Annotated in this window: 22 protein-coding genes; 7 read left to right on the plus strand and 15 right to left on the minus strand. The window is 68.6% G+C overall.

Annotated features, from left to right (window positions below; translation table 11 throughout):
- Positions 1-41: 41 nt before the first annotated feature.
- Positions 42-710, minus strand: coding sequence for a DedA family protein (locus tag ABFX45_RS11975; RefSeq protein ID WP_233439111.1), 669 nt, complete (start codon positions 708-710; stop codon positions 42-44).
- 155 nt (positions 711-865) lie between these two features.
- Between ABFX45_RS11975 and ABFX45_RS11980 the strand changes: the two genes are divergently transcribed.
- The gene (locus ABFX45_RS11980; RefSeq protein ID WP_346129673.1) at positions 866-2,242 is read left to right on the plus strand and encodes an FAD-binding oxidoreductase; all 1,377 of its coding nucleotides are present in this window, start codon (positions 866-868) and stop codon (positions 2,240-2,242) included.
- A 2-nt stretch (positions 2,243-2,244) separates the two neighbouring features.
- Here the strand turns inward: ABFX45_RS11980 and ABFX45_RS11985 are convergent, their stop codons facing one another.
- The 10 genes from ABFX45_RS11985 to ABFX45_RS12030 all read right to left on the minus strand — a co-directional run bounded on the left by ABFX45_RS11985 (position 2,245) and on the right by ABFX45_RS12030 (position 10,656).
- Complete coding sequence (locus ABFX45_RS11985) at positions 2,245-3,693, minus strand: amidohydrolase family protein (RefSeq protein WP_346129675.1); 1,449 nt, start codon at positions 3,691-3,693, stop codon at positions 2,245-2,247.
- Positions 3,694-3,727: 34 nt separating this feature from the next.
- Positions 3,728-3,931: a hypothetical protein gene (locus tag ABFX45_RS11990; RefSeq protein WP_109629530.1), complete on the minus strand. Its 204-nt coding sequence runs from the start codon at positions 3,929-3,931 to the stop codon at positions 3,728-3,730.
- A 3-nt stretch (positions 3,932-3,934) separates the two neighbouring features.
- Entirely contained in the window at positions 3,935-5,077 is a 1,143-nt protein-coding gene (locus tag ABFX45_RS11995; RefSeq protein ID WP_346129677.1) for a glycoside hydrolase family 18 protein, read from the minus strand.
- Positions 5,078-5,109: 32 nt separating this feature from the next.
- Positions 5,110-5,679, minus strand: coding sequence for a TetR/AcrR family transcriptional regulator (locus ABFX45_RS12000; protein WP_346129679.1), 570 nt, complete (start codon positions 5,677-5,679; stop codon positions 5,110-5,112).
- Entirely contained in the window at positions 5,622-6,905 is a 1,284-nt protein-coding gene (locus tag ABFX45_RS12005; RefSeq protein ID WP_346129681.1) for an FAD-dependent monooxygenase, read from the minus strand. Before ABFX45_RS12005 ends, ABFX45_RS12000 begins: the two co-directional genes overlap by 58 nt.
- Positions 6,906-6,983: 78 nt before the next feature.
- Positions 6,984-7,658 (minus strand): DedA family protein, encoded by a 675-nt coding sequence (locus ABFX45_RS12010; protein WP_109632912.1) that lies wholly within the window; start codon positions 7,656-7,658, stop codon positions 6,984-6,986.
- Between the two features lie 68 nt (positions 7,659-7,726).
- Positions 7,727-7,921 carry a hypothetical protein gene (locus ABFX45_RS12015; RefSeq protein WP_109629520.1) on the minus strand — a complete coding sequence of 65 codons (195 nt, stop codon included), beginning with the start codon at positions 7,919-7,921 and terminating at the stop codon, positions 7,727-7,729.
- A gap of 4 nt (positions 7,922-7,925) precedes the next feature.
- A complete protein-coding gene (gene nagA, locus ABFX45_RS12020; protein WP_346129683.1) occupies positions 7,926-9,077 on the minus strand; it encodes an N-acetylglucosamine-6-phosphate deacetylase in 1,152 nt (383 codons plus the stop codon).
- The gene (locus ABFX45_RS12025; protein ID WP_233439110.1) at positions 9,074-9,985 is read right to left on the minus strand and encodes an ROK family protein; all 912 of its coding nucleotides are present in this window, start codon (positions 9,983-9,985) and stop codon (positions 9,074-9,076) included. The genes nagA and ABFX45_RS12025 overlap by 4 nt, the downstream gene beginning before the upstream one ends.
- Before the next feature lie 107 nt (positions 9,986-10,092).
- The gene (locus tag ABFX45_RS12030) at positions 10,093-10,656 is read right to left on the minus strand and encodes a SigE family RNA polymerase sigma factor (RefSeq protein WP_109629511.1); all 564 of its coding nucleotides are present in this window, start codon (positions 10,654-10,656) and stop codon (positions 10,093-10,095) included.
- Positions 10,657-10,696: 40 nt separating this feature from the next.
- Here ABFX45_RS12030 and ABFX45_RS12035 point away from each other — a divergent pair, with 40 nt between their 5' ends.
- The gene (locus ABFX45_RS12035; protein ID WP_109629507.1) at positions 10,697-10,981 is read left to right on the plus strand and encodes a YciI family protein; all 285 of its coding nucleotides are present in this window, start codon (positions 10,697-10,699) and stop codon (positions 10,979-10,981) included.
- Here ABFX45_RS12035 and ABFX45_RS12040 read toward each other — a convergent pair.
- Together ABFX45_RS12040 and ABFX45_RS12045 are read right to left on the minus strand one after the other, a co-directional pair.
- A complete protein-coding gene (locus tag ABFX45_RS12040) occupies positions 10,971-11,822 on the minus strand; it encodes an SDR family oxidoreductase (RefSeq protein WP_109629502.1) in 852 nt (283 codons plus the stop codon). The genes ABFX45_RS12035 and ABFX45_RS12040 overlap by 11 nt on opposite strands.
- Positions 11,823-11,866: 44 nt before the next feature.
- Positions 11,867-12,790, minus strand: a complete 924-nt coding sequence (locus tag ABFX45_RS12045) for an aldo/keto reductase (RefSeq protein WP_346129687.1) — start codon at positions 12,788-12,790, stop codon at positions 11,867-11,869.
- 31 nt (positions 12,791-12,821) lie between these two features.
- On the opposite strand from ABFX45_RS12045, the gene ABFX45_RS12050 reads away from it, so the two are divergent.
- Complete coding sequence (locus ABFX45_RS12050; protein WP_109629494.1) at positions 12,822-13,616, plus strand: LLM class F420-dependent oxidoreductase; 795 nt, start codon at positions 12,822-12,824, stop codon at positions 13,614-13,616.
- A gap of 57 nt (positions 13,617-13,673) precedes the next feature.
- On the plus strand, positions 13,674-14,708 hold the full coding sequence (gene fbaA / locus ABFX45_RS12055; RefSeq protein ID WP_109629491.1) for a class II fructose-bisphosphate aldolase: 1,035 nt from the start codon (positions 13,674-13,676) through the stop codon (positions 14,706-14,708).
- A 47-nt stretch (positions 14,709-14,755) separates the two neighbouring features.
- Here the strand turns inward: fbaA and ABFX45_RS12060 are convergent, their stop codons facing one another.
- Entirely contained in the window at positions 14,756-15,871 is a 1,116-nt protein-coding gene (locus ABFX45_RS12060; RefSeq protein ID WP_346129690.1) for a hypothetical protein, read from the minus strand.
- Between the two features lie 7 nt (positions 15,872-15,878).
- Positions 15,879-16,121, minus strand: coding sequence for a hypothetical protein (locus ABFX45_RS12065; protein ID WP_170154691.1), 243 nt, complete (start codon positions 16,119-16,121; stop codon positions 15,879-15,881).
- On the opposite strand from ABFX45_RS12065, the gene ABFX45_RS12070 reads away from it, so the two are divergent.
- The 3 genes from ABFX45_RS12070 (at position 16,120) to ABFX45_RS12080 (ending at position 18,587) form a co-directional block, all read left to right on the plus strand.
- Positions 16,120-16,530 (plus strand): DUF3151 domain-containing protein, encoded by a 411-nt coding sequence (locus ABFX45_RS12070; RefSeq protein ID WP_170154690.1) that lies wholly within the window; start codon positions 16,120-16,122, stop codon positions 16,528-16,530. The genes ABFX45_RS12065 and ABFX45_RS12070 overlap by 2 nt on opposite strands.
- 119 nt (positions 16,531-16,649) lie before the next feature.
- On the plus strand, positions 16,650-17,324 hold the full coding sequence (locus ABFX45_RS12075; protein ID WP_346129693.1) for a hypothetical protein: 675 nt from the start codon (positions 16,650-16,652) through the stop codon (positions 17,322-17,324).
- A 102-nt stretch (positions 17,325-17,426) separates the two neighbouring features.
- Entirely contained in the window at positions 17,427-18,587 is a 1,161-nt protein-coding gene (locus ABFX45_RS12080) for an FUSC family protein (RefSeq protein ID WP_109632910.1), read from the plus strand.
- Positions 18,588-18,723 lie beyond the last annotated feature (136 nt).

The following is an 18,723-nucleotide window of genomic DNA, read 5'->3' on the forward strand; positions in this document are numbered from 1 at the left end:
GGAAAGGATGACATTTCTCGTGCGATTTGTCGTTACGTCGTTCAGCGGGCGTGCGGGTGGCTGAGGTGTTCCAGGTCCTCGCTGGTCTCGTCGATGGGCTTGTGCATCTCCTGCCGGTAGCGCCAGATGCCCCAGCCGGTGCCGATGACGAAGAACGCGACGCTGATGATCAGCGCTGCCGTCTCCAGCCACGGAACCTTCTGCAGGATGCCCGCGCCGTAGTAGCCCGCCAGGACCAGCGTCGGCACCCACGCGATGGCACCGATGGTCGTGGCCAGCATGAACTTGCGCGCGTCCATGCGGGCCGCGCCGGCGATCATGGGCGCCAGCGTGCGGACCCACGGCAGCCAGCGGGCGAGCACGACGGCCCAGAACCCGCGGCGGTCGAGGAAGTCGCCGGCCTTCTCGAGGTTCTTCCGGTTCAGCACCTTGCCGCCCTTGCGCGCGAGCACGCGCGTGCCGGTGTGCCTGCCGATGTAGTACCCGAGCTGGTTGCCGACGACGGCCACGACCAGAGCCGCACCCGAAAGACCCCACGCCGACAGCTCGTTGCCGTGTTGCGCCAGCACCACGCCGGCGGCGAACAGCAACGAGTCACCGGGGAGGAACAACCCGAAGATGAAAGCGCACTCGAAGAAGATGAAGCTCAGCACGATGAGCCACACGGCCACCGGACCTGCGGTCTCCAGCGAGGCGAAAGCATGCGCCACGGTGACCCAGCCTACGTCGTGCTGCGCCGCCGGCACGGCGACATCGGTCTGACAGGACGACGAAATGTGGGTTGAGCACACCCGGTCACCACGTGAACCCCCTTCGGTCGAGATCCCTTCGAGTGAACCAGCCGAATCGGACTAGCGTGTGGGACATGGAGACCTTGCTCGCAGAACTCCGTTCCGCACTGGGTGACTCGGGCGTGCTGACCGACGCCGATGTCACCGCGAGCTACCAGCGAGACATGATGCCGTTGGCACCGCACGGCAGCCCGTTGGCGGTGGTGTTCCCGCTGAACACCGAGCAGGTCCAGGCGGTGGTGCGGGCTTGCGCGCGCCACCGTGTCCCCATTGTCCCTCGCGGCGCGGGCAGCGGCCTCTCCGGTGCCGCGAACGCCGTCGACGGCTGCGTCGTCCTAGTCACCACCAAGATGGACGCCATCGTCGAGATCGACGCCGACAACCGCCTCGCCGTCGTCGAGCCGGGTGTGATCAACCTCGACCTGCGCGGAGCCGTCGAGAAGCACGGCCTGTTCTACCCGCCGGACCCGAGCAGCTACGACTGGTGCACGATCGGCGGCAACCTCTCCACCAACGCCGGCGGCCTGTGCTGCGTGAAGTACGGCGTGACCACCGACTCGGTGCTGGGCCTGGAGGTCGTCCTGGCCGACGGCGAGGTGCTCAGGACCGGCCGCCGCACCGTCAAGGGCGTCGCGGGCTACGACCTCACCAAGCTCTTCATCGGCTCGGAGGGCACCCTGGGCGTGATCACCAGGGCCACTCTCGCGTTGAAGCCCCTCCCGCAGGCTCCCGCGACGCTGGTGGCCGCGTTCAGCAGCACCGCCACCGCGGGTGCCGCGGTCAGCCGGATCGTCCGCGAGGGCCTGGTGCCGTCGCTGATGGAGATCATGGACCGCACCTCGATCGAGGCCGTCGAGCAGTACCTGAAGACGGAGCTCGGCGCCGGTCCCGGCTGCGCGGCGCTGCTGATCTGCCAGTCCGACGCGGGCGGCGAGCAGGCCCGCCACGAACTGCAGCAGATCGAGACCATCTGCGCGGAGGCCGACCTCGTCTACGCCACGCACGACGTCAACGAGGGCCGCGACCTGCTGACCGCCCGCCGGGCCGTGCTGACCGCGTTGGAGGTCTACGGCTCCTGGCTGACCGACGACGTGTGCGTCCCGCGCACCCGCATCGCCGAGCTCATCCAGGGCTGCGAGGACGTCTCGAAGGAGGTCGACCTCAAGATCGCCGTCGTCGGCCACGCGGGCGACGGCAACATGCACCCGACGATCGTCTACGACCCCACCGACGCCGACCAGTTCGCCCGCGCCCAGAAGGCGTTCGACGACATCCTCGCGATCGGGCTCGCGCTGGGCGGGACGGTCACCGGCGAGCACGGCATCGGCAAGATCAAGCGTGAGTGGCTGGCGAAGGAGATCGGCCCGGTCGGCCTCCGGGTCCACCGCGACATCAAACGTGCGCTGGACCCGGAGAACCAGTTCAACCCCGGTTCGATGTTCAGTCTCTGAGGTCAGCAGCACCTCGCCTGAACAGCGCCAATCGGCTCCTGAGCTGCCTTTTCGACGTCCGCGAGCATCCGCTGCCGTTCCGCCGGTCCGAGGACCCTGCCTCTGGTCAGCACGGTGTGGATCCGTTGCGTGTTGCGGATGTCCTTGAGCGGGTTTCCGTCCAGCACGACGAGGTTCGCCTCACCGCCGGGCACGAGCCGCGTGCCACGGGTACCTGCCCTCAGGGCGGCTTCTGGCGACAGACCGGCCTGCACCAGCAGCTCCAGCTCGTCGTGCACCGAGAAGCCGGAGAACACGTACGGGTTGCCGGCGTCCGTGCCGACCAGCACGTCCACGCCGTGGTCGTGCATCTCCGCGACCTGTTCCATGCGGCGCTTGAGGAACTCGGCCTGCTGCCTGGTCTCCTGCTCGGTCACGGGGGCCCAGTTCTTCAGGCCGTCGCGCCAGTAGTCCCGGTAGGACACCGGCATGTACTTCAACCGCGGATCGTTCGCGAACTTGTCAGCCGGGCTCGAGAGCACGCGCATCGCGACCATCGTCGGGCACAGCGCGGAACTGTTGCGGCGCAGCAGTTTCGCGAGTCGCACCGCCTTGCTCCGGCTGTGCGACGAGGCCGCCTCACGTTCGAGCTCCAGCACCTGTTTGAACCAGGCGAACGAGTTCGCCGGGTCGAGCGGCAGGTTCGCGATCCGTTGGCGCAGTTCGTCTTCCCGCGTGCTCGTCGCGAGGGACAGGCCGTACATGTGCTCGAACGTGCGCTGCCCGAGGTCGCTCGCGTCGCCCAGCGCCACGTGGTTCGAGCAGTGCCCGGCGAACGTGAGGTCGTGCCGCGCGCACTCGTCCGCGATGGCCGCGAGCGTCGCCCGGTCCAGGTACGAGTACACCTTCACGAAGTCGGCGCCCTGGGCCTTGGCGTCGAGCACGGCCTGCCGTCCCTCGTCCGGCGTGCTGACGACCAGCGCGAAGGGCAGCGTGGAGTGCGGGCCGTCGATGATCGTGCTGGCGACGACGAGCCGTGGTCCGAGGACCTCGCCGCGCTCGATCCGTTCGCGCAGCTCGTAGATCGGTGCCACGCCCCACATCTCACGGATGCCGGTCACACCGTTGACCAGGCACAGCGGCAACGTGATCCGCTCCAGGTACGCGCCGTGCACGTGCATGTCCCACAGGCCGGGGATGACGAACTTGCCGGGCAGGTCCAGCACGGTGGCGCCGCGCGGCAACGGCAGGTCGTGCGTGCCGATCGCGAGAATCCTGTTGTCCGCCAGCACGATCGTGGTGTTGGAGCGAACGCGTGAGGAGTCGACGAGCGTGACGCCGCGCAGTGCGGTGACGCCGCCGGTGACATCGACCGAGGCGCCGGCCCTGCCCGGTGCGAACAGGCCCGTGCCCGCCGCCGCACCGAGCCCGGCCAGCCACCCCAGCACTTCACGTCGAGTCGTGTCAGTCATGCTGTTCAACCAACACCTTGACGTTGCGTCAGACTCAAATCCTTTCCAGCACCTCACTCGCGCTGGACGCCCAGAGCGGACTCGTGCTGAGCTCGACGAGCTCCGGCATCAGCGCCGCGCGGTGCTCGGGTTCCAGCTTCTCGGCGACGTACTTCAGCGCCGCCGCCACCTGCCACGCGTCCCGGCTGGTCAGTGCCCGGCGCAGCAGTGCGATGCGGTCTTCTGCCTGCTGGTGCATGGCTCAGCGCGACATCGCCTTCAGCAACGAGTACTGGGCGTCGTCGTGCCCGAGCTCCCACATGAACGTGCCGAGCAGGCCGCGGGACCGGGCGAAGTCCGCGCGGATGCCGATCGACCTCGGGTTCTCGTAGGAGACGAACTTCTTCTCGGCCGCGTTGTAGAGCCACGGCGACTGCGCGACCGGGTGCCAGTACTCCCGCCAGCCCGGCGTGTTCTTGAGGCGCAACGCCTCCTCGTACCCGTCGACCCAGAACGCGCTGTCGTACGCCTGGTAAAGGCCGTGCTGCGGGCCTTCGGACTTCACGTTGAAGCCCCGGCCGTAGAACGGGGTGCCCAGCACCATCTTGCGCGGGGAGACACCGTGCCGCTGGTAGTAGTTGATGGCGCCGGCAACGTTGTTCCACTTGCGGTCGGCCGGCGGCATCGGGTCGTTGGCGACCTCGCGGAACGGCGCGTTGAACGTGGCCACGGGCGAGAAACCGGTACCCATGTCGTAGGTCATGACGTTGATGAAGTCCATGATCTGCGACAGCTCGCGGAGCTCGAACGACTTCGCCGGGTCGTACGGGCCGTCGGTCTGCAGACGGCCGGTGGGCAGCGCGGCGGTGACGAGCTTCTTCCCCAGCGCCCTGCGGAAGTCGCGCGTCAGCAGCGTCATGTTGCGCCTGTCCTCAGGCCGGTCCCTGATCTCGGTCGGGCCGCCGTAGACCGGGAACTCCCAGTCGATGTCGATGCCGTCGAACGTGCTGTCCGTGAAGAACAGGTCCACACAGGACTGCACGAGCGTCTTCCTCGACTCTGCGGTCAGCGCCGCGTCGGAGAAACCGCCCGCACCCCAGCCGCCCAGCGAGATCAGCGCCTTCAAGGACTGCTTGCGCTTCTTGAGGTCGCGGATGTCCGCGAAGTCCTTGGCCGCGGTCGCCGCCGGCATCACGCACTTGCCGTTCTCGATGAGCGCGAACGCGTAGAACAGGTGCGTGATCGGGGTGTTGGCCGGGATCGACGAGATCGGCTTGCTGGCGCTGTACCAGTTGCCGTAGTAGGCACCGACGATCTTGCGCGGCGCGGCCTCCGCCGCGACGACGCCAACTGAGACGGAAAGTGCGGCCAGTGCGGCCGCCAATCCCTTGCGGAACAACGACATCAGTGGCCTCCAATGGTCCAGACCACAGCAACCTAGGGGCGATATCCGACCTGGTGCAACACTTTGAGGAGGTAAGTTTCCAGTTCCTCCTCCGTGTTGTGCTCCGGACGGGTGAGGGCGCGGTAGAAAAGCGCACCTCCGACCATGTCCACGACGAGCGAGAGGTCGGTGCCGGGCGGGAAACCGGGACGGATGACGTCGTAGAGCACGGTCCGGCGCGGCGCGATGAACAGCTCCCAGTACCGCCGCATCAGCTCGAAGTTGTCCGCGGACGCCCCCACGATCCGGCGCAGCAGCTGAACCGACTGCGGGGTCGACATCAGTGCCGCCCACCCCTTCAGCGTCTCCTCCGGCGGTGCGACGGCCATCCGTCCGGGATCGAGCGCCGCGACGGTGCGCGGCAGCTCGATCACGCTGAACAGGAGTTCCTCCTTGGTGGCGAACCGGCGGTAGACCGTCGCGCGGGTCACGCCCGCGCGCTTGGCCACCTGCTCGATCGACGTGCCGTCGAGGCCGCGTTCCAGGAACAGCTCGAAGGCCGCGGTCAGGATCGCGTTGTCCGCCTCGGGGTCGCGGGGACGCCCAGCACTTCGTTCAGCCACGCGGCAAGCCTTTCGGGGTTCGTCGGGCCGCGCCACGCCAGGTGTCCGTCCGGACGTACCAGCAGCGTGTCGCCGGCGCGTTCATGGTGCACGACGTCGCCGAGCCGCTCCCGTGCCACCTCCAGGCACGTCGGCGGTCCCGCGAGCACCCACCTCCCGGTCCGCGCGAACAGCGGCACCCGCTCGCCACCGCGCCGCCCGGTCGCGAGCGACCCCGAGTACTTCAGTCCGAGCTGCGAGGTCGCGCGGATCATCTGCCGCTGCACGACCGGAAGGTTCAGCAACGGCCACATCAGATCCCGGGTCGTCCGCGCCAGCACGCCCGGCCCCATCGCGATCCGGGTCGCCGGCGTGGTCGCGGCCAGCACGCGGGCGGCGACCGGGCGACGTTCGGCCTCGTAGGTGTCCAGCAACGTGGGAGCCGCCTTGCCCTGCACGACCAGTGCGAGCTTCCAAGCGACGTTCTCCGCGTCGCCGAGGCCGGTGTTCATGCCCTGACCGCCCAGCGGGCTGTGGATGTGCGCGGCGTCGCCCGCCAGCAGGATGTCGCCGCGCCGATAGGTGGCGGCCTGCCTCCGGTGGATCCGGAACGTCGACTCCCACTCGACCGCGCCGATCGGACCCGGCGTCCACCTCCCGCCGTCCGGTGACATCACCCGCCAGATGCCGCCGGGCAACGGGAACAGGGTCGTCATCGACGGTCCGTCGACGAACAGGTGGATCGACTCGCGGTCGAGGTCCCAGTCCGCGTGGACGTCGCGCAGGAGGAAGTTCTCCATCACCGGCTCGCCCTCGAACGCGATCCCCGCCATCTTCCGCACCGCCGAGTGCGCGCCGTCGCAGCCGACGAGCCAGTCCCACCCCTCGACGGCCGAGACCGGCGTGTTCCACTCGATCTCCACGCCCAGCGCGGACAGCCGGTCGCGCAGCCGTTCCTCGACCCACGCCTGCGAGACGATCAGCTGACCGGCGTCGCGCAGGAAGCTCATGTCCAGCGCCACCGCGCCGTTGATCCGCAGCGACCGCAGTCGCACCGCCTTCTCCGGCAGGTCGCCCAGTGCACCCAGCCGGGCCAGCACCTCCGCTCCCCGTGGCTGCAACCCCAGTGCCCTCGACGTCGTGGCGGGCCCGGAAGCCGCGTCCACGATCCGCACGTCCACCCCGAACTGCCTGAGCCCGCACGCCAGCGCCATGCCGGTCGGGCCCGCCCCTGCAACAGTGACCATACGAATACAGTACAGCCCTGTATTCAAATTGCGCCGGCAAAAAGCCCGCCTGCGCGAACAGGCGGGCTCAGTCGCTGGTCAGCGCTCGACGCGCGGGATGATCTGCGTCGAGTCGTCCTGGTGGAGCTGGGCGTCCATGATCTGCGTGATGTCGTCGGCCTCTTCCTGCACGAGCGACTTCTTCTCCCTGCGCGCCTTGATCACCTCGATGATGATCGGCACGATCGACAGGAAGACGATGGCGAGCAGGGTGACCTCGAGGTTCTCCTTGATGAGGGAGATCTGGCCGAGGTAGTAGCCGAGCACGGTCAGGCCGGCCGCCCACGCCACGCCGCCGATCGCGGAGTACGTGAAGTACTTCTTGGGGTCCATCCGCCCGACACCGGCCATGGCCGTGATGAACGTGCGGACGATCGGCACGAACCGCGCGAGGACGATGGCGCGCGGGCCGTACTTGTCGAAGAACTCCTGCGTCTTGTCGACGTACTCCTTCTTGAAGATCTTCGACTCCGGCTTGTTGAACAACGCCGGACCGGCTTTGTGGCCGATGTAGTAGCCGACGACGTTGCCCACGAAGGCGCACACCGTCAGCAGGATGCAGACAACCCAGAGCGGGGTCGAGATGTGCCCTGCCGCAACGAAGAGACCCGCCGTGAACAGCAGCGAGTCGCCCGGCAGGAAGAACCCGACGAGCAGCCCGCACTCGGCGAAGACGATCAAGCACAGCCCGACGAGCATCCACGGGCCGAGCATCGTCAGCAGTTTTTCGGGATCCAGCCAGTCAGGGCCCAATGCAATCGTCACGGGCACAACGGTACAGGTCAGCTCAGCGTGATCACTGCGGCCACCGTGCCTGCTGCCAGGCCCAACAGCAGCGCGAGGCCCAGCACCAGCCACACCGGCATCGGCGCGGGGCGTTCCTCAGGAACCGGTACAGGTACGGCAAATCCGGCGTTCGTGCTGGTCGCCTGCGCTCGCAACGCGTCGGTCACCAACCGCTCCGGATCGTCCGCCATCCACCTAGTCCTTGACCCACTCGCCCTTGACCATCACGTCCCTCGGCTTCAATTCTGCATCCAGCACGACGAGGTCCGCCGCACATCCGGGCTGGAGCTTTCCGGTGTCGACGCCGAGCAGCTCCGCGCCACGGGTCGCGGTGGCGTACGCAGCCTCCACGAGCGACAGTCCACAGGAGTTGACGGCGTTGCGGAACGCCATGTCCATCGTCAGCGTGCTGCCGGCCAGCGCGGCACCGCCCGCCAGCGTCGGCACGCCGTCGACCACGCGGACTTCGAGCCCGCCGACGTCGTACACGCCGTCGCCCACACCGGCGGCCGCGATGGCGTCGGTGATGAGGACCGTGCGCTTGAGGCCGGCGTGACGCGCGGCCAGGCGGACCGCCGTCGGGTGCAGGTGCACGAGGTCGCAGATGAGCTCGACGGTGACGCGGTCGTCGTCCAGCAGCGCGCCGATCGGGCCGGGCTCGCGGTGGTGCAGCGGGCGCATGCCGTTGAACAGGTGCGTCGCCACGGTGGCGCCGGCGTCGACGGCGGGGCGGACCTGCGCCTCGGTCGCGTCGGTGTGGCCGATGGCGGCGAGGACGCCCGCGTCCACGAGCTGCCGCACGGCGCTGACGGCACCCTCCAGCTCAGGCGCGATGGTGATCATCCGGACGGTGCCCTTGCCCGCGTCGAGCAGCTTCGTCACCGCGGTCTGCTCCGGCGGGCACAGGATCGCCGGGTCGTGCGCGCCGCAGCGGGCGGCGGACAGGAACGGGCCCTCGAGGTGGATGCCCGCGACGACACCCTCCTGCACCAGCTCGGCCAGTGCGGACACCTGGTCGGCCAGCTCCGGGACCGGGCGCGAGACGAGCGACGCGAGCAACGTCGTGGTGCCGTGCCTGCGGTGCGCGGCCGCCGCCTTGCGGACCTTCTGCGGGTCCTTGCTGGTGAACGCGTCACCGCCGCCGCCGTGGCAGTGGATGTCGACGAAGCCGGGCACGATCGTGCCGCCACCGACGTCGGTCGTCGGGCCGTCGGGCGGCGCGCCCTCGCCCACCGCGACGATCCGGCCGTCTCCGACGCTGACCCACCCGTTCTCGAGCACCCTGTCCGGCGTGACGACCCGACCATTGGTCAGGGTCACGTCGACAGGTCCACCCCACGTGCTCATGACGCCTCCAGCATGTCGATGGCCAGCAGCGCCGCGCCGAGGAAGCCCGCCTCGTCGCCGAGCGCCGCGAGCCGCAGCTCCGGTCGGCGCTGGAAGGCGATCAGCCCGTCCAGCCTGTCCCGCAACGGCTCCACCAGCAGGTCTCCTGCCAGAGCGAGCCCGCCACCGAGCACGACGGCCTCCGGGCCGAGCAGCGTCGCCAACACCAGGATCCCCCTGGCGAGCGCGTCGACGGCCTCGTGCCACACGGCGACTGCGTCCTGCTCCCCGTCCTTCACCCTGCGTGCGACCTCGGCGGCGCCGTTGACGGGGGTGCCGGTACGTGCGGTGTACCGGCGGGCGATCGCCGCGGAGGACGCCACTGTCTCCACGCAGCCGATCTGGCCACACGCGCAGGGCACGCCGTGGCCGACGTTCACATGTCCGATCTCACCCGCGTAGCCGTCGCCGCTGAAGATCTTCCCGTCGAGCAGCAGCGCGCCGGCGATACCGGTGCCGATGGGCAGGACCACCGCGTTGCGCAGCCCCTTCGCGGCACCCATCCGGCACTCGGCGAGCCCGGCGGCGCGGACGTCGTGGCCGAACGTGACGGGAACGCCCAGCCGTTCCGTGAGGACTGTGCTGAACGGGAACTGGCTCCACGGCAGGTTGGTCGTGTACACGCCGACGCCGTTGGCCTCGTCCACGATGCCCGGCGCCACGATCCCGACGGCGTCGATCTCGTGCTCGGAGGCCTGCCTGAGCTCGTCGACGAGCTCGGCGATCACGGCGAGGAGGGGCTCCAACTCGGCCGGAGTCGCCCGGCGGGCGTGCTTCTGCGCCGCCACCACCTCCGAGGTACCGGTGACCAGCGCCGCCTTGGTTTCGGTGCCACCGATGTCGACGGCGACCACGTGTCTGCGTGCCACGAGGACTGATCCTGCGGCATCAAAGCCCTATTGGTCTATACCAAGTACCGGATTGGGGGCGTGTTCCTACGCACCGGAACCGCTCTCACCGGGCAAAACGCCCGTGATCAACCGGCCATGATCTTCTGGAGTGCGTCCAGGGCCCTGGACGCCGTCGACTTCACGGTGCCCTTCGAGATGCCGGTCGCCTCGGCGATCTCGGCCTCGGACAGGTCGCCGTAGTAGCGCAGCACGAGGACCTCGCGCTGGCGCGGCGGCAGCTGCTGCAGGGCCTTGACCACGGCCTGGTGCTCGGCGGTCAGCATCGCGAGCGACTCGGCCGACCGCGCGTTCGCCACGTGCGGCGGGGTGTAGTCGCGCGCGGTCTTGCGCCGGCGCAGCACGCTGCGCGAGCCGTTGACCACGGCCGTGCGGAGGTAGCCCACGGCTGCCTGTGCGTCGCGCAGGCCCTTCCAGTTGCGGTGCAGGCCCGTGAAGGCCTCCTGCACCACGTCCTCTGCCGTCGCGGGCTCGTCGACCAGCAGCAGCGCGAGCCGGATGAGGCGCATGCGGTGCTGCTTGTACAGGTCTTCGAGCGTGAGAGGCCCTGTGGGAGGTCCTGCGACGCCGTCCTGGATCCGCAGGTTGGTCAGGGTGTCCTGCACGGTGCGCGGGGTTTCGTCGCCAACCACAAGGTAGGACGGTACCGGTCACCGTCGCTACGGTGGTCGCATGGCCCGCTTTGCAGTCGAATTGGTGTTCGGTCCGGATCGCGAGAAGCGTCTCGCGGTGCGCCCGGCACACCGCGAGTACATCGCCTCCCTCGCCGAGAAGGGCGTGGTCCTCGCCGCCGGTCCGTACGCGGACGACACCGGCGCGTTGATCATCTACGACGCTCCGGACGAGACGACGTTGAAGGAGATCATCTCCGCGGACCCGTACACCCCGGCGAACGTGATCACCAAGTGGGAGATCCGCGTCTGGAACGCCCTGCTCGGTTCCTGGCTCACCGACTAGCGGCTCGACCGCCCGGCCCGACCAGGCCCGATGTGTCGCTCGCGGCCATCTGCCGGTCGGCGTCGGCCACCTCTTCGACCGCCTGGCGGTCCACGACCATCGGTGTGAACGCGCGGAAGTACTTCAGCGCGCCCACCCAGCCGGGGACGTGGACCGCCTTCGCCCGCTTCTCGACACCCCTGACGACGGCCTTGCCGACGTTGCGGACGGGGTACTTCTTGCCGGCCAGGCCGGGCATGCCCTGGCGGAGCTTGCCGAACACCGGGTGCTCGTCGGCGCTGTTCACCATGTCCGTGGAGATCCACGAGAAGTACGCGGTGCCGACGTCGACGCCGAGGTGCCTGACCTCCGCGCGCAGGCTGTCCGCGAACGCCTCGCAGCCGGCCTTCGCCGCCGAGTAGGCCGCGTTGCCGGGGATGTGCACGATGGCGGCCAGTGACGACACGACGAGGCAGTAGCCACGGCTCTTGATCAGATGCGGCAGCGCCGTGCGGACCGTGCGCCACACACCGAGCAGATTGACCTCGACGACCCGTTCGAACGCCTTCGGGTCCATGGAGCGCACGAACCCGGTGGCTGCGATGCCCGCGTTGGCGATGACGACGTCGATGCCGCCGAAGTGCTCGGCGATCTCGTTCGTGACGCGTTCGAGCACGTCCCAGTCGGTGACATCGGCTTCCCAAGCCTTGCCGCCGGTCTGCCGCGCGACCTCTTCGAGCTGGGCCTTCTCGAGCCCGACGAGCGCGAGACGTGCCCCGCGCGCGGCCAGTTGCCTCGCCACCTCGGCGCCGATTCCCCTGGCCGCGCCGGTGATCAGTACCACCTTGCCCGTGACGTCCATGCCGCCACGGTAACTCAACCTACTCCCAGTAAGCTACTGGCAAGTTAAATTGCGCTGAGGCGGTCGACGTCCGCCTGGGTGAGCTCGAGATCGAGGACCGGCGTCAGGTCGTTGAGCTGCTCCAACGTCCGGGCCGACGCGATCGGCGCGGCCACCGTGGGCTGCTGGGCGAGCCACGCGAGAGCCACGGCGGCGACCGTCGTCTCGTGCGTCTCGGCCAGTTCGTCGAGCACCTCGAGCACCTGCAGGCCGTGCTCGTCGAGGTACTTCGAGGCGGCGGTCGCCCGCGCGCTCCGGACCTCGACACCCGGCCGGTACTTGCCGGTCAGGAAGCCCTTGGCGAGCGACCAGTACGGCACGGTGGCCAGGTTGTTCTTCGCGACGACGTCCTGCAGGCCGCCCTCGAACCGGTCGCGGCTGACCAGGTTGTACTCGGGCTGCAGCGCCACGAACTTCGCGAAGCCCTCGCGTTCCTGGATCTCGAGCGCCTTCGCCAGCCGTTCGGCGCTGAAGTTGGACGCCGCGATGTAGCGGACCTTGCCGTCCTTCACGAGCTGGTCGTAGGCGGCCAGCGTCTCCTCGAGCGGCGTGTTCTGGTCGTCGAGGTGGTTGTAGTAGAGGTCGATGTGGTCGATGCCGAGCCGCTTCAGCGACCGCTCGGCGCTGGTCCGGATCGTGTCGCGCTTCTGGTTGTTGAACCCGGCGAGCATGCCGACCTTCGTCGCCACCACGATCTGGTCGCGGTCGCGCTTGGCCAGCCACCTGCCGATGACCGTCTCCGACTCACCGCCTGAGTTGCCCTCCGCCCAGGCCGAGTACACGTCGGCGGTGTCGAGGAAGTTCCCGCCCGCCGCGGTGTAGGCGTCGAGCACGGCGAACGACTGGTCCTCGTCGGCGGTCCAGCCGAAGACGTTGCCACCCAGGCAGAGCCGGGAGACGTTCAGATCTGTGGTGCTCAAGATCGGCATATCGCGAACCTAGTCCGCGTTGTCAACGCACATGACGACTCTTGGGAAGTTCGGTGTCTGGGGTTCGCGGTTCCAGTGGGCGGACCGGATCGACGAGGTGGCCGAGCTGGAGTCGCTCGGCTTCGGCACGTTCTGGCTCGGCAGCTCGCCCGAGTCGGACCTGGCACTGCCGGAGCGGCTGCTCGGTGTCACGAAGTCGATGACGATCGCCACCGGCATCATCAACGTGTGGCAGACGGAGCCGGAGGACGTCTCCCGCTCCTTCCACCGGATCGGCAGCGACCGGCTGGTGCTCGGCGTCGGTGTCGGCCACAAGCAGATCGACCAGGCCTACGAGAAGCCCTACCCCAAGCTGGTGTCGTACCTGGACCGGCTGGACGTGCCGGCCGACCGGCTGCTGCTGGCGGCACTCGGCCCGAAGGTGCTGAAGCTCGCGGCCGACCGGACCGCCGGTGCCCACCCGTACCTGGTCCCGGTGGAGCACACCGCCGAGGCCAGGGAGGTGCTCGGCGGCAAGATCCTCGCGCCGGAGGTCACCGTCGTCGTGGAGGAGGACCCGGAAGCTGCGCGAGCGATCGCACGTGAGCAACTGGGGTACTACTTCACGCTGACGAACTACACGAACAACTGGATGAGGTGGGGATTCTCCGCCGACGAGGTCGCCGCTCCCGGCTCTGACCGGCTGATTGACGCGCTGGTCGCGTGGGGTAGCCCCGATCAGGTGGCTGCGAAGCTGCGGGCGCACCTGGACGCGGGAGCCGACCACGTGGCCATCCAGTCGCTGAACGGCAGGTACGCCGAGTTGGCCGCCGCGCTGGCCCCGTGACACGTGCTCGTAGGATGCGGTCGACACGGCGTTCAGGGCACCTGAGGAGGACGACCGATGCCCATCGCAACCCCCGAGGTCTACGCGGAGATGCTGGACCGGGCCAAGGCGAACGAGTTCGCCTATCCCGCGATCAACGTCACCTCGTCGGAGACTCTCAACGCGGCTCTGCGCGGATTCGCCGAGGCCGAAAGCGACGGCATCATCCAGATCTCGACCGGTGGTGCCGAGTTCGCCTCGGGCACCAAGGTCAAGGACATGGTGACCGGCGCTGTGGCGCTCGCCGAGTTCGCGCACGTCGTCGCGGCGAAGTACCCGGTGAACATCGCGCTGCACACCGACCACTGCCCGAAGGACAAGCTCGACGGGTACGTGCGTCCGCTGATCGCGATCAGCCAGGAGCGGGTGGACAAGGGCGGCAACCCGCTCTTCCAGTCGCACATGTGGGACGGCTCGGCCGTGCCTCTGGAGGAGAACCTCCAGATCGCGAGCGAGCTGCTCGACCTCTCCGCCAAGGCGAAGATCGTCCTCGAGATCGAGGTCGGCGTCGTGGGCGGCGAGGAGGACGGCGTCGACAACGAGATCAACGACAAGCTCTACACGACGCCAGAGGACTACCTGAAGACCGTCGACGCGCTCGGCGCCGGTGAGAAGGGCCGCTACCTGCTCGCCGCGACGTTCGGCAACGTGCACGGCGTGTACAAGCCGGGCAACGTCAAGCTGCGTCCGGAGATCCTCAAGCAGGGCCAGGACGTGGCGGCCGAGAAGCTGGGCCTCCCGGCCGGCTCGAAGCCGTTCGACCTCGTCTTCCACGGCGGCTCCGGCTCGCTGCTGGAGGAGATCCACGAGGCCGTGTCGTACGGCGTCATCAAGATGAACATCGACACGGACACGCAGTACGCCTTCACCCGCCCGATCGCGGCGCACATGTTCCAGAACTACGACGGTGTGCTGAAGATCGACGGCGAGGTCGGCAACAAGAAGACCTACGACCCGCGCAGCTACCTCAAGGCCGCTGAGCAGGCCATGGCCGCACGCATCGCCCAGGCGTGCGAGCACCTCAAGTCGTCGGGCCGCATGATCGCGGGCTGACCACTGCACGTGAGAAGGGCCCCGGCGCTTGCCGGGGCCCTTCTCGTTCAGCTGGGTTTCAGTCGTGAGGCGATCATCTGCGTCTCCGGCCGGCGGATCGCCATGTCCCCTGCCGTCCACAGCACGGCCAGCAGCACGGCGGTGACCGCGGCCGACGAGAACGAGATCGGCGGCCCCCACAGGTACTCCTGCTGGAACCAGATGCCGACGTACCCGACCGTCGTGACGGCCGCCGACCCCAGCACGGCCGCAGCCGGCGTGGGCATCCTGACGACGTGCGCCGCGTCGATCGCGAGCCCGACGAGGACCAGGAACAGCGGCACGGCCGACTTCGGGAAGTCGATGCCCGCGAGCATCGGCCAGATCAGGCACCGGTACGCGACATAACCACCCGCGACGGCCGTGGCCGCCCACGGCTTGCCGATCGTGCGCCGTGCGATCACCAGCACGATGGCCGCCGCCACGAGCCCCCACACCGGGTAGACCCAGTCCGCGATCGGCAGCGCGAAGTTCACGACGGCCTCGCGCCCGATCGGAACCCCGAGCTGGTCGGCGGCGAACTGCAGCAGAATCGGCTCGGCCTCGGGCCTACCGTTGTCGTAGGCCTGCAGCGCGCGCACGCCGTACTCCTGGTGCTGGTTGGGGAACCAGACGTTCTCCAGGAAGAAGAACCACAGCGCGACCAGGCCGAACGTCCTCGCGTTCCCCGCGGGGAAGTACTTCATCCACCCGCGGAGCGCGCCGGCCAGCATGACGGCCGTGCCCAGGTAGAGCAGCGCGTGCGACCCGGACCAGCTCGTGATGTCGAGTCCGTTGATGCGGTGGTTGATTACGTCGATCGGCAGGGCGACGAGGAAGATCCCGCAGCCGACCTGCATCAGCCTGACGGTGAGCTTGTCGGCCCCGTACCCGGTGAACGTGTGGAACAACGTCAGCCCGACCACGATCACCGTGCCCACGGTGTTGATCAGGTGCGGCGGCGCCAGGTCGTCGCGCAACCACTTGAAGTGCCACGAGACGTCCCACGACGACCCGATCAGCTTGAGGAGCAGACCTAGGAGCCACAGCTGGTAGAGCTGCTTCGTGAGCGTCGCCGGTGTCTCTCTGCCGGGCTCGCCCCGCTCCCAGTACTGGTCCCGGAACTGCCTTACCCCCTGAATCATCCGAACATCATGAGCTGCCGGTTGGTGTGCTGGAAGCGAAACGCACCCTGGTTTTACCCTGATGTTTCCATTTCGTATGCACGTTCGGGTGAACGGCATTGATCTGTTCGGCCCAGCGCGCAACCATGCGGCCATGAGCAAGAAGATCATCGCTGGAGTGCTCGTCACCGCTCTGCTGCTGGCCGTTGTGGCCGCGGTCATGAGGGTCTTCATCTCGTAAAGTCGGTTCGTGCGGCACGATGGGCCGCATGGTTGAGAACCTCCTCGGGCCAGAGCCGACTCGTCTTCCCGACCGTCCTGAGGCGCAGGCCGCTGCTGACGGTGGCACGGATCCCGGCAAGATCGTGCGGGCCTACCCGGACTTCTCGGAGGCTTGGGCGCTGCTGGCTGAACGGGCGTTGCACGCTGGAGACCCGGTGGCCGCCTATGCGTATGCGCGGACCGGGTACCACCGCGGGCTGGATCAGTTGCGGCGGGCCGGGTGGAAGGGCTTTGGGCCGGTTCCGTGGGACCACCGGCCCAATCAGGGATTCTTGCGGGCGCTCGGGGCGTTGGCTCGGGCTGCTCGGGAGATCGGGGAGGACGAGGAGTGGGAGCGGTGCTCTCAGTTCTTGGCCGACTCCGATCCCAAGGCGCCGGCTGCGCTCGGGCTGGCCTGATCTGAATCGGGTGCGTCGGCAGGTTGTCCGGCCTGCCGACACCAACTCAACACGTTCGGCCCCTTTCGACGTTTGCGTCAAGCGGAGCAGTCTCGCTGTGACGGACCAGAGGGGTGGACATGCCGGGCTTCTACACGGACCCGCAGGGACGGGTCAGGCCGATTCGGGGGAAGGGCACCAGCTACGTCGTGGCCGGTGCGTTGGCGTTGGGTGTTGTCGGGTCGTCGGGAGGCGTTGCCTCGATCGGCGGCGGTGCCGGCGGGGCGGCTCCGGCCGGCGGTGGCACGTCGTCCACGCAGTTGCGCGCCCGCAAGTCGGACGGCCAGAAGGCGGCGCGGAAGGGCGATGCGAACGCGGCCTGGCAGCGCATGGGGCTGCGCCAGCTGCGCCGGACCGCTCGGCAGCAGGCGGAGTGCCTGGCCGTGTCCTTCGGCGAGGTTCGCGAGTTCTTCACGCGCACCCGCTGCACCTCCTTGGAACGCGTCCTGTTCGCGGTGACGGACGGCGCGGGCAACGTGGCCGCGGTTTCCGTTGTCTGGGTGGAATTGCCGAGTGATGGCGATGCCCGGAAGTTCCACACGTTGATGGACCGCCACGGCAGCGGCGACATCCGTCCACTCGGGTCGGCTGTGCTGGGCCTGGCCGACATCCAGTTCACCGGTTTGCGCTACGGCAGCGACCGCGACGGCAAGAGGGTCACCGCAGCGGAGGCGGAGAACGCCACGGGCAACGGCTTCGACCACGAGACGCTGGACGCGATCGCCGAGGTGGCCGCGTACCTCCCGCCGGTGTGAGGCTGCTCGCCCGCGAGATCGAAACCGCTCACCCGCAGGTTGTGCCTGGTGGTCGTTGGACGAAGACTGGCGGCTGCAGGTCGAACTAGCGGTGGAGTGCGTGTGGGTGCGGTCAAGGAAGCTGTCGGGCGTGCGCTGACGCGGTGGCGCAGGGCCGCGTTGGTGATCGTCCAAACTGCTCTGTCCGCCGGCCTTGCCTGGGTCGTGGCGACGCTTGTCGTCGGGCACCAGCACCCGTTCTTCGCGCCGATCGCCGCGGTTGTGTGTCTCGGGGTTTCGCTGGGACAACGGCTGCGGCGCGTCAGCGAGCTCGTGGTCGGCGTGTCGGTTGGCGTCGGAGTGGGTGACGCGCTGATCAGCTTTATCGGCAGCGGGCCGTGGCAGATCGCGCTCGTGGTCGGGCTTGCCATGTCGGCGGCGGTGTTGCTGGACGGTGGGTCGGTCATCGCGTTGCAGGCGGGGAGCAGCGCGGTTCTCGTGGCGACGTTGCTGCCGCCCAGCGCGGGTGGTGGGTTCGACCGGATGATCGACGCGTTGACCGGTGGGCTGGTGGGGCTTGCTGTGGCGGCGCTTCTTCCTGCGAACCCCGTCACGGTGGCGCAGCGGCAGCTCAAGGCGCTCACCAACACCCTCAGCAGTGCGCTGCGGAACCTCGCCGAGGCCCTTGCGGAGAAGGACGCGGTCAAGGCGGCCGGGGTGCTCGCGGAGTTGCGGACCAGTCAGAGCACAATCGACGACTACAAGGCTGCGCTGCAGACCGGGAGTGAGATCGCGAGGATCGCGCCGATTCGATGGCGGTCCAAGGATGAGCTCACCAGGTATCAGACGGCGGCCGGGCCCGTGGACTACGCGATCAGGAACACGCGGGTGCTGGCGCGGCGGGCCATGGCCGCGCTCAAGGCCTCCGAGCAGATTCCGGACGGGGTGCCGGATGTGCTGAAGGACTACGCGGACGCCGTTGACTGCCTCAAGGCCGAACTGGAGAAGGGTAAGACTCCCAAGCAGACGCGGGAGGCCGTGCGGAACGCCGCGCGGCATCTGACCGCGCGGCGTCTCGGCGGGGACGGGTTCTCGTCCAAGGTCGTGCTGGCGCAGATCCGGAGTGTCGCGGTGGATCTGTTGCAGTCGACCGGGCTCAGCCGGAGTGAGGCCATGGAGGCGTTGCCGCCGCTCAGCCCTCCGGCCGATGCAGGAGGCCGTGCAGAAGCGAGTGGACCTGCTCGTGATCGCGAGGATCAGCCAGGACGCACGAAGCGCCCGTGATGGCGTACCACTCCTCCGCGCCCTCGTAGCGGACCAGTGCGCGCAGCTTTCCGTCGTCGGAGAGTTCCGTGCACAGTTCCAGGTCGCCGGTGATGACGCCGACCTCGTCGGTCATCACGCCACCAGGGGCCGCTGC

This window comes from Lentzea roselyniae, from assembly GCF_039537795.1.
GTDB lineage: Bacteria > Actinomycetota > Actinomycetes > Mycobacteriales > Pseudonocardiaceae > Lentzea > Lentzea atacamensis.

What these genes read in the sequence shown, in the direction of transcription:
- ABFX45_RS12010 (WP_109632912.1), bottom strand. Translation starts at nt 7,658, where the DNA reads ATGCTCGGCCCGTGGATGCTCGTCGGGCTGTGCTTGATCGTCTTCGCC.
- ABFX45_RS12015 (WP_109629520.1), bottom strand. Translation starts at nt 7,921, where the DNA reads ATGGCGGACGATCCGGAGCGGTTGGTGACCGACGCGTTGCGAGCGCAG.
- ABFX45_RS11980 (WP_346129673.1), top strand. Translation starts at nt 866, where the DNA reads ATGGAGACCTTGCTCGCAGAACTCCGTTCCGCACTGGGTGACTCGGGC.
- ABFX45_RS12075 (WP_346129693.1), top strand. Translation starts at nt 16,650, where the DNA reads ATGCCGGGCTTCTACACGGACCCGCAGGGACGGGTCAGGCCGATTCGG.
- ABFX45_RS11990 (WP_109629530.1), bottom strand. Translation starts at nt 3,931, where the DNA reads ATGCACCAGCAGGCAGAAGACCGCATCGCACTGCTGCGCCGGGCACTG.
- nagA (WP_346129683.1), bottom strand. Translation starts at nt 9,077, where the DNA reads ATGAGCACGTGGGGTGGACCTGTCGACGTGACCCTGACCAATGGTCGG.
- ABFX45_RS11985 (WP_346129675.1), bottom strand. Translation starts at nt 3,693, where the DNA reads ATGACTGACACGACTCGACGTGAAGTGCTGGGGTGGCTGGCCGGGCTC.
- ABFX45_RS11995 (WP_346129677.1), bottom strand. Translation starts at nt 5,077, where the DNA reads ATGTCGTTGTTCCGCAAGGGATTGGCGGCCGCACTGGCCGCACTTTCC.
- ABFX45_RS12005 (WP_346129681.1), bottom strand. Translation starts at nt 6,905, where the DNA reads ATGGTCACTGTTGCAGGGGCGGGCCCGACCGGCATGGCGCTGGCGTGC.
- ABFX45_RS12070 (WP_170154690.1), top strand. Translation starts at nt 16,120, where the DNA reads ATGGTTGAGAACCTCCTCGGGCCAGAGCCGACTCGTCTTCCCGACCGT.
- ABFX45_RS12060 (WP_346129690.1), bottom strand. Translation starts at nt 15,871, where the DNA reads ATGATTCAGGGGGTAAGGCAGTTCCGGGACCAGTACTGGGAGCGGGGC.
- ABFX45_RS12040 (WP_109629502.1), bottom strand. Translation starts at nt 11,822, where the DNA reads ATGGACGTCACGGGCAAGGTGGTACTGATCACCGGCGCGGCCAGGGGA.
- ABFX45_RS12065 (WP_170154691.1), bottom strand. Translation starts at nt 16,121, where the DNA reads ATGCGGCCCATCGTGCCGCACGAACCGACTTTACGAGATGAAGACCCT.
- ABFX45_RS12050 (WP_109629494.1), top strand. Translation starts at nt 12,822, where the DNA reads ATGACGACTCTTGGGAAGTTCGGTGTCTGGGGTTCGCGGTTCCAGTGG.
- ABFX45_RS12045 (WP_346129687.1), bottom strand. Translation starts at nt 12,790, where the DNA reads ATGCCGATCTTGAGCACCACAGATCTGAACGTCTCCCGGCTCTGCCTG.
- fbaA (WP_109629491.1), top strand. Translation starts at nt 13,674, where the DNA reads ATGCCCATCGCAACCCCCGAGGTCTACGCGGAGATGCTGGACCGGGCC.
- ABFX45_RS12035 (WP_109629507.1), top strand. Translation starts at nt 10,697, where the DNA reads ATGGCCCGCTTTGCAGTCGAATTGGTGTTCGGTCCGGATCGCGAGAAG.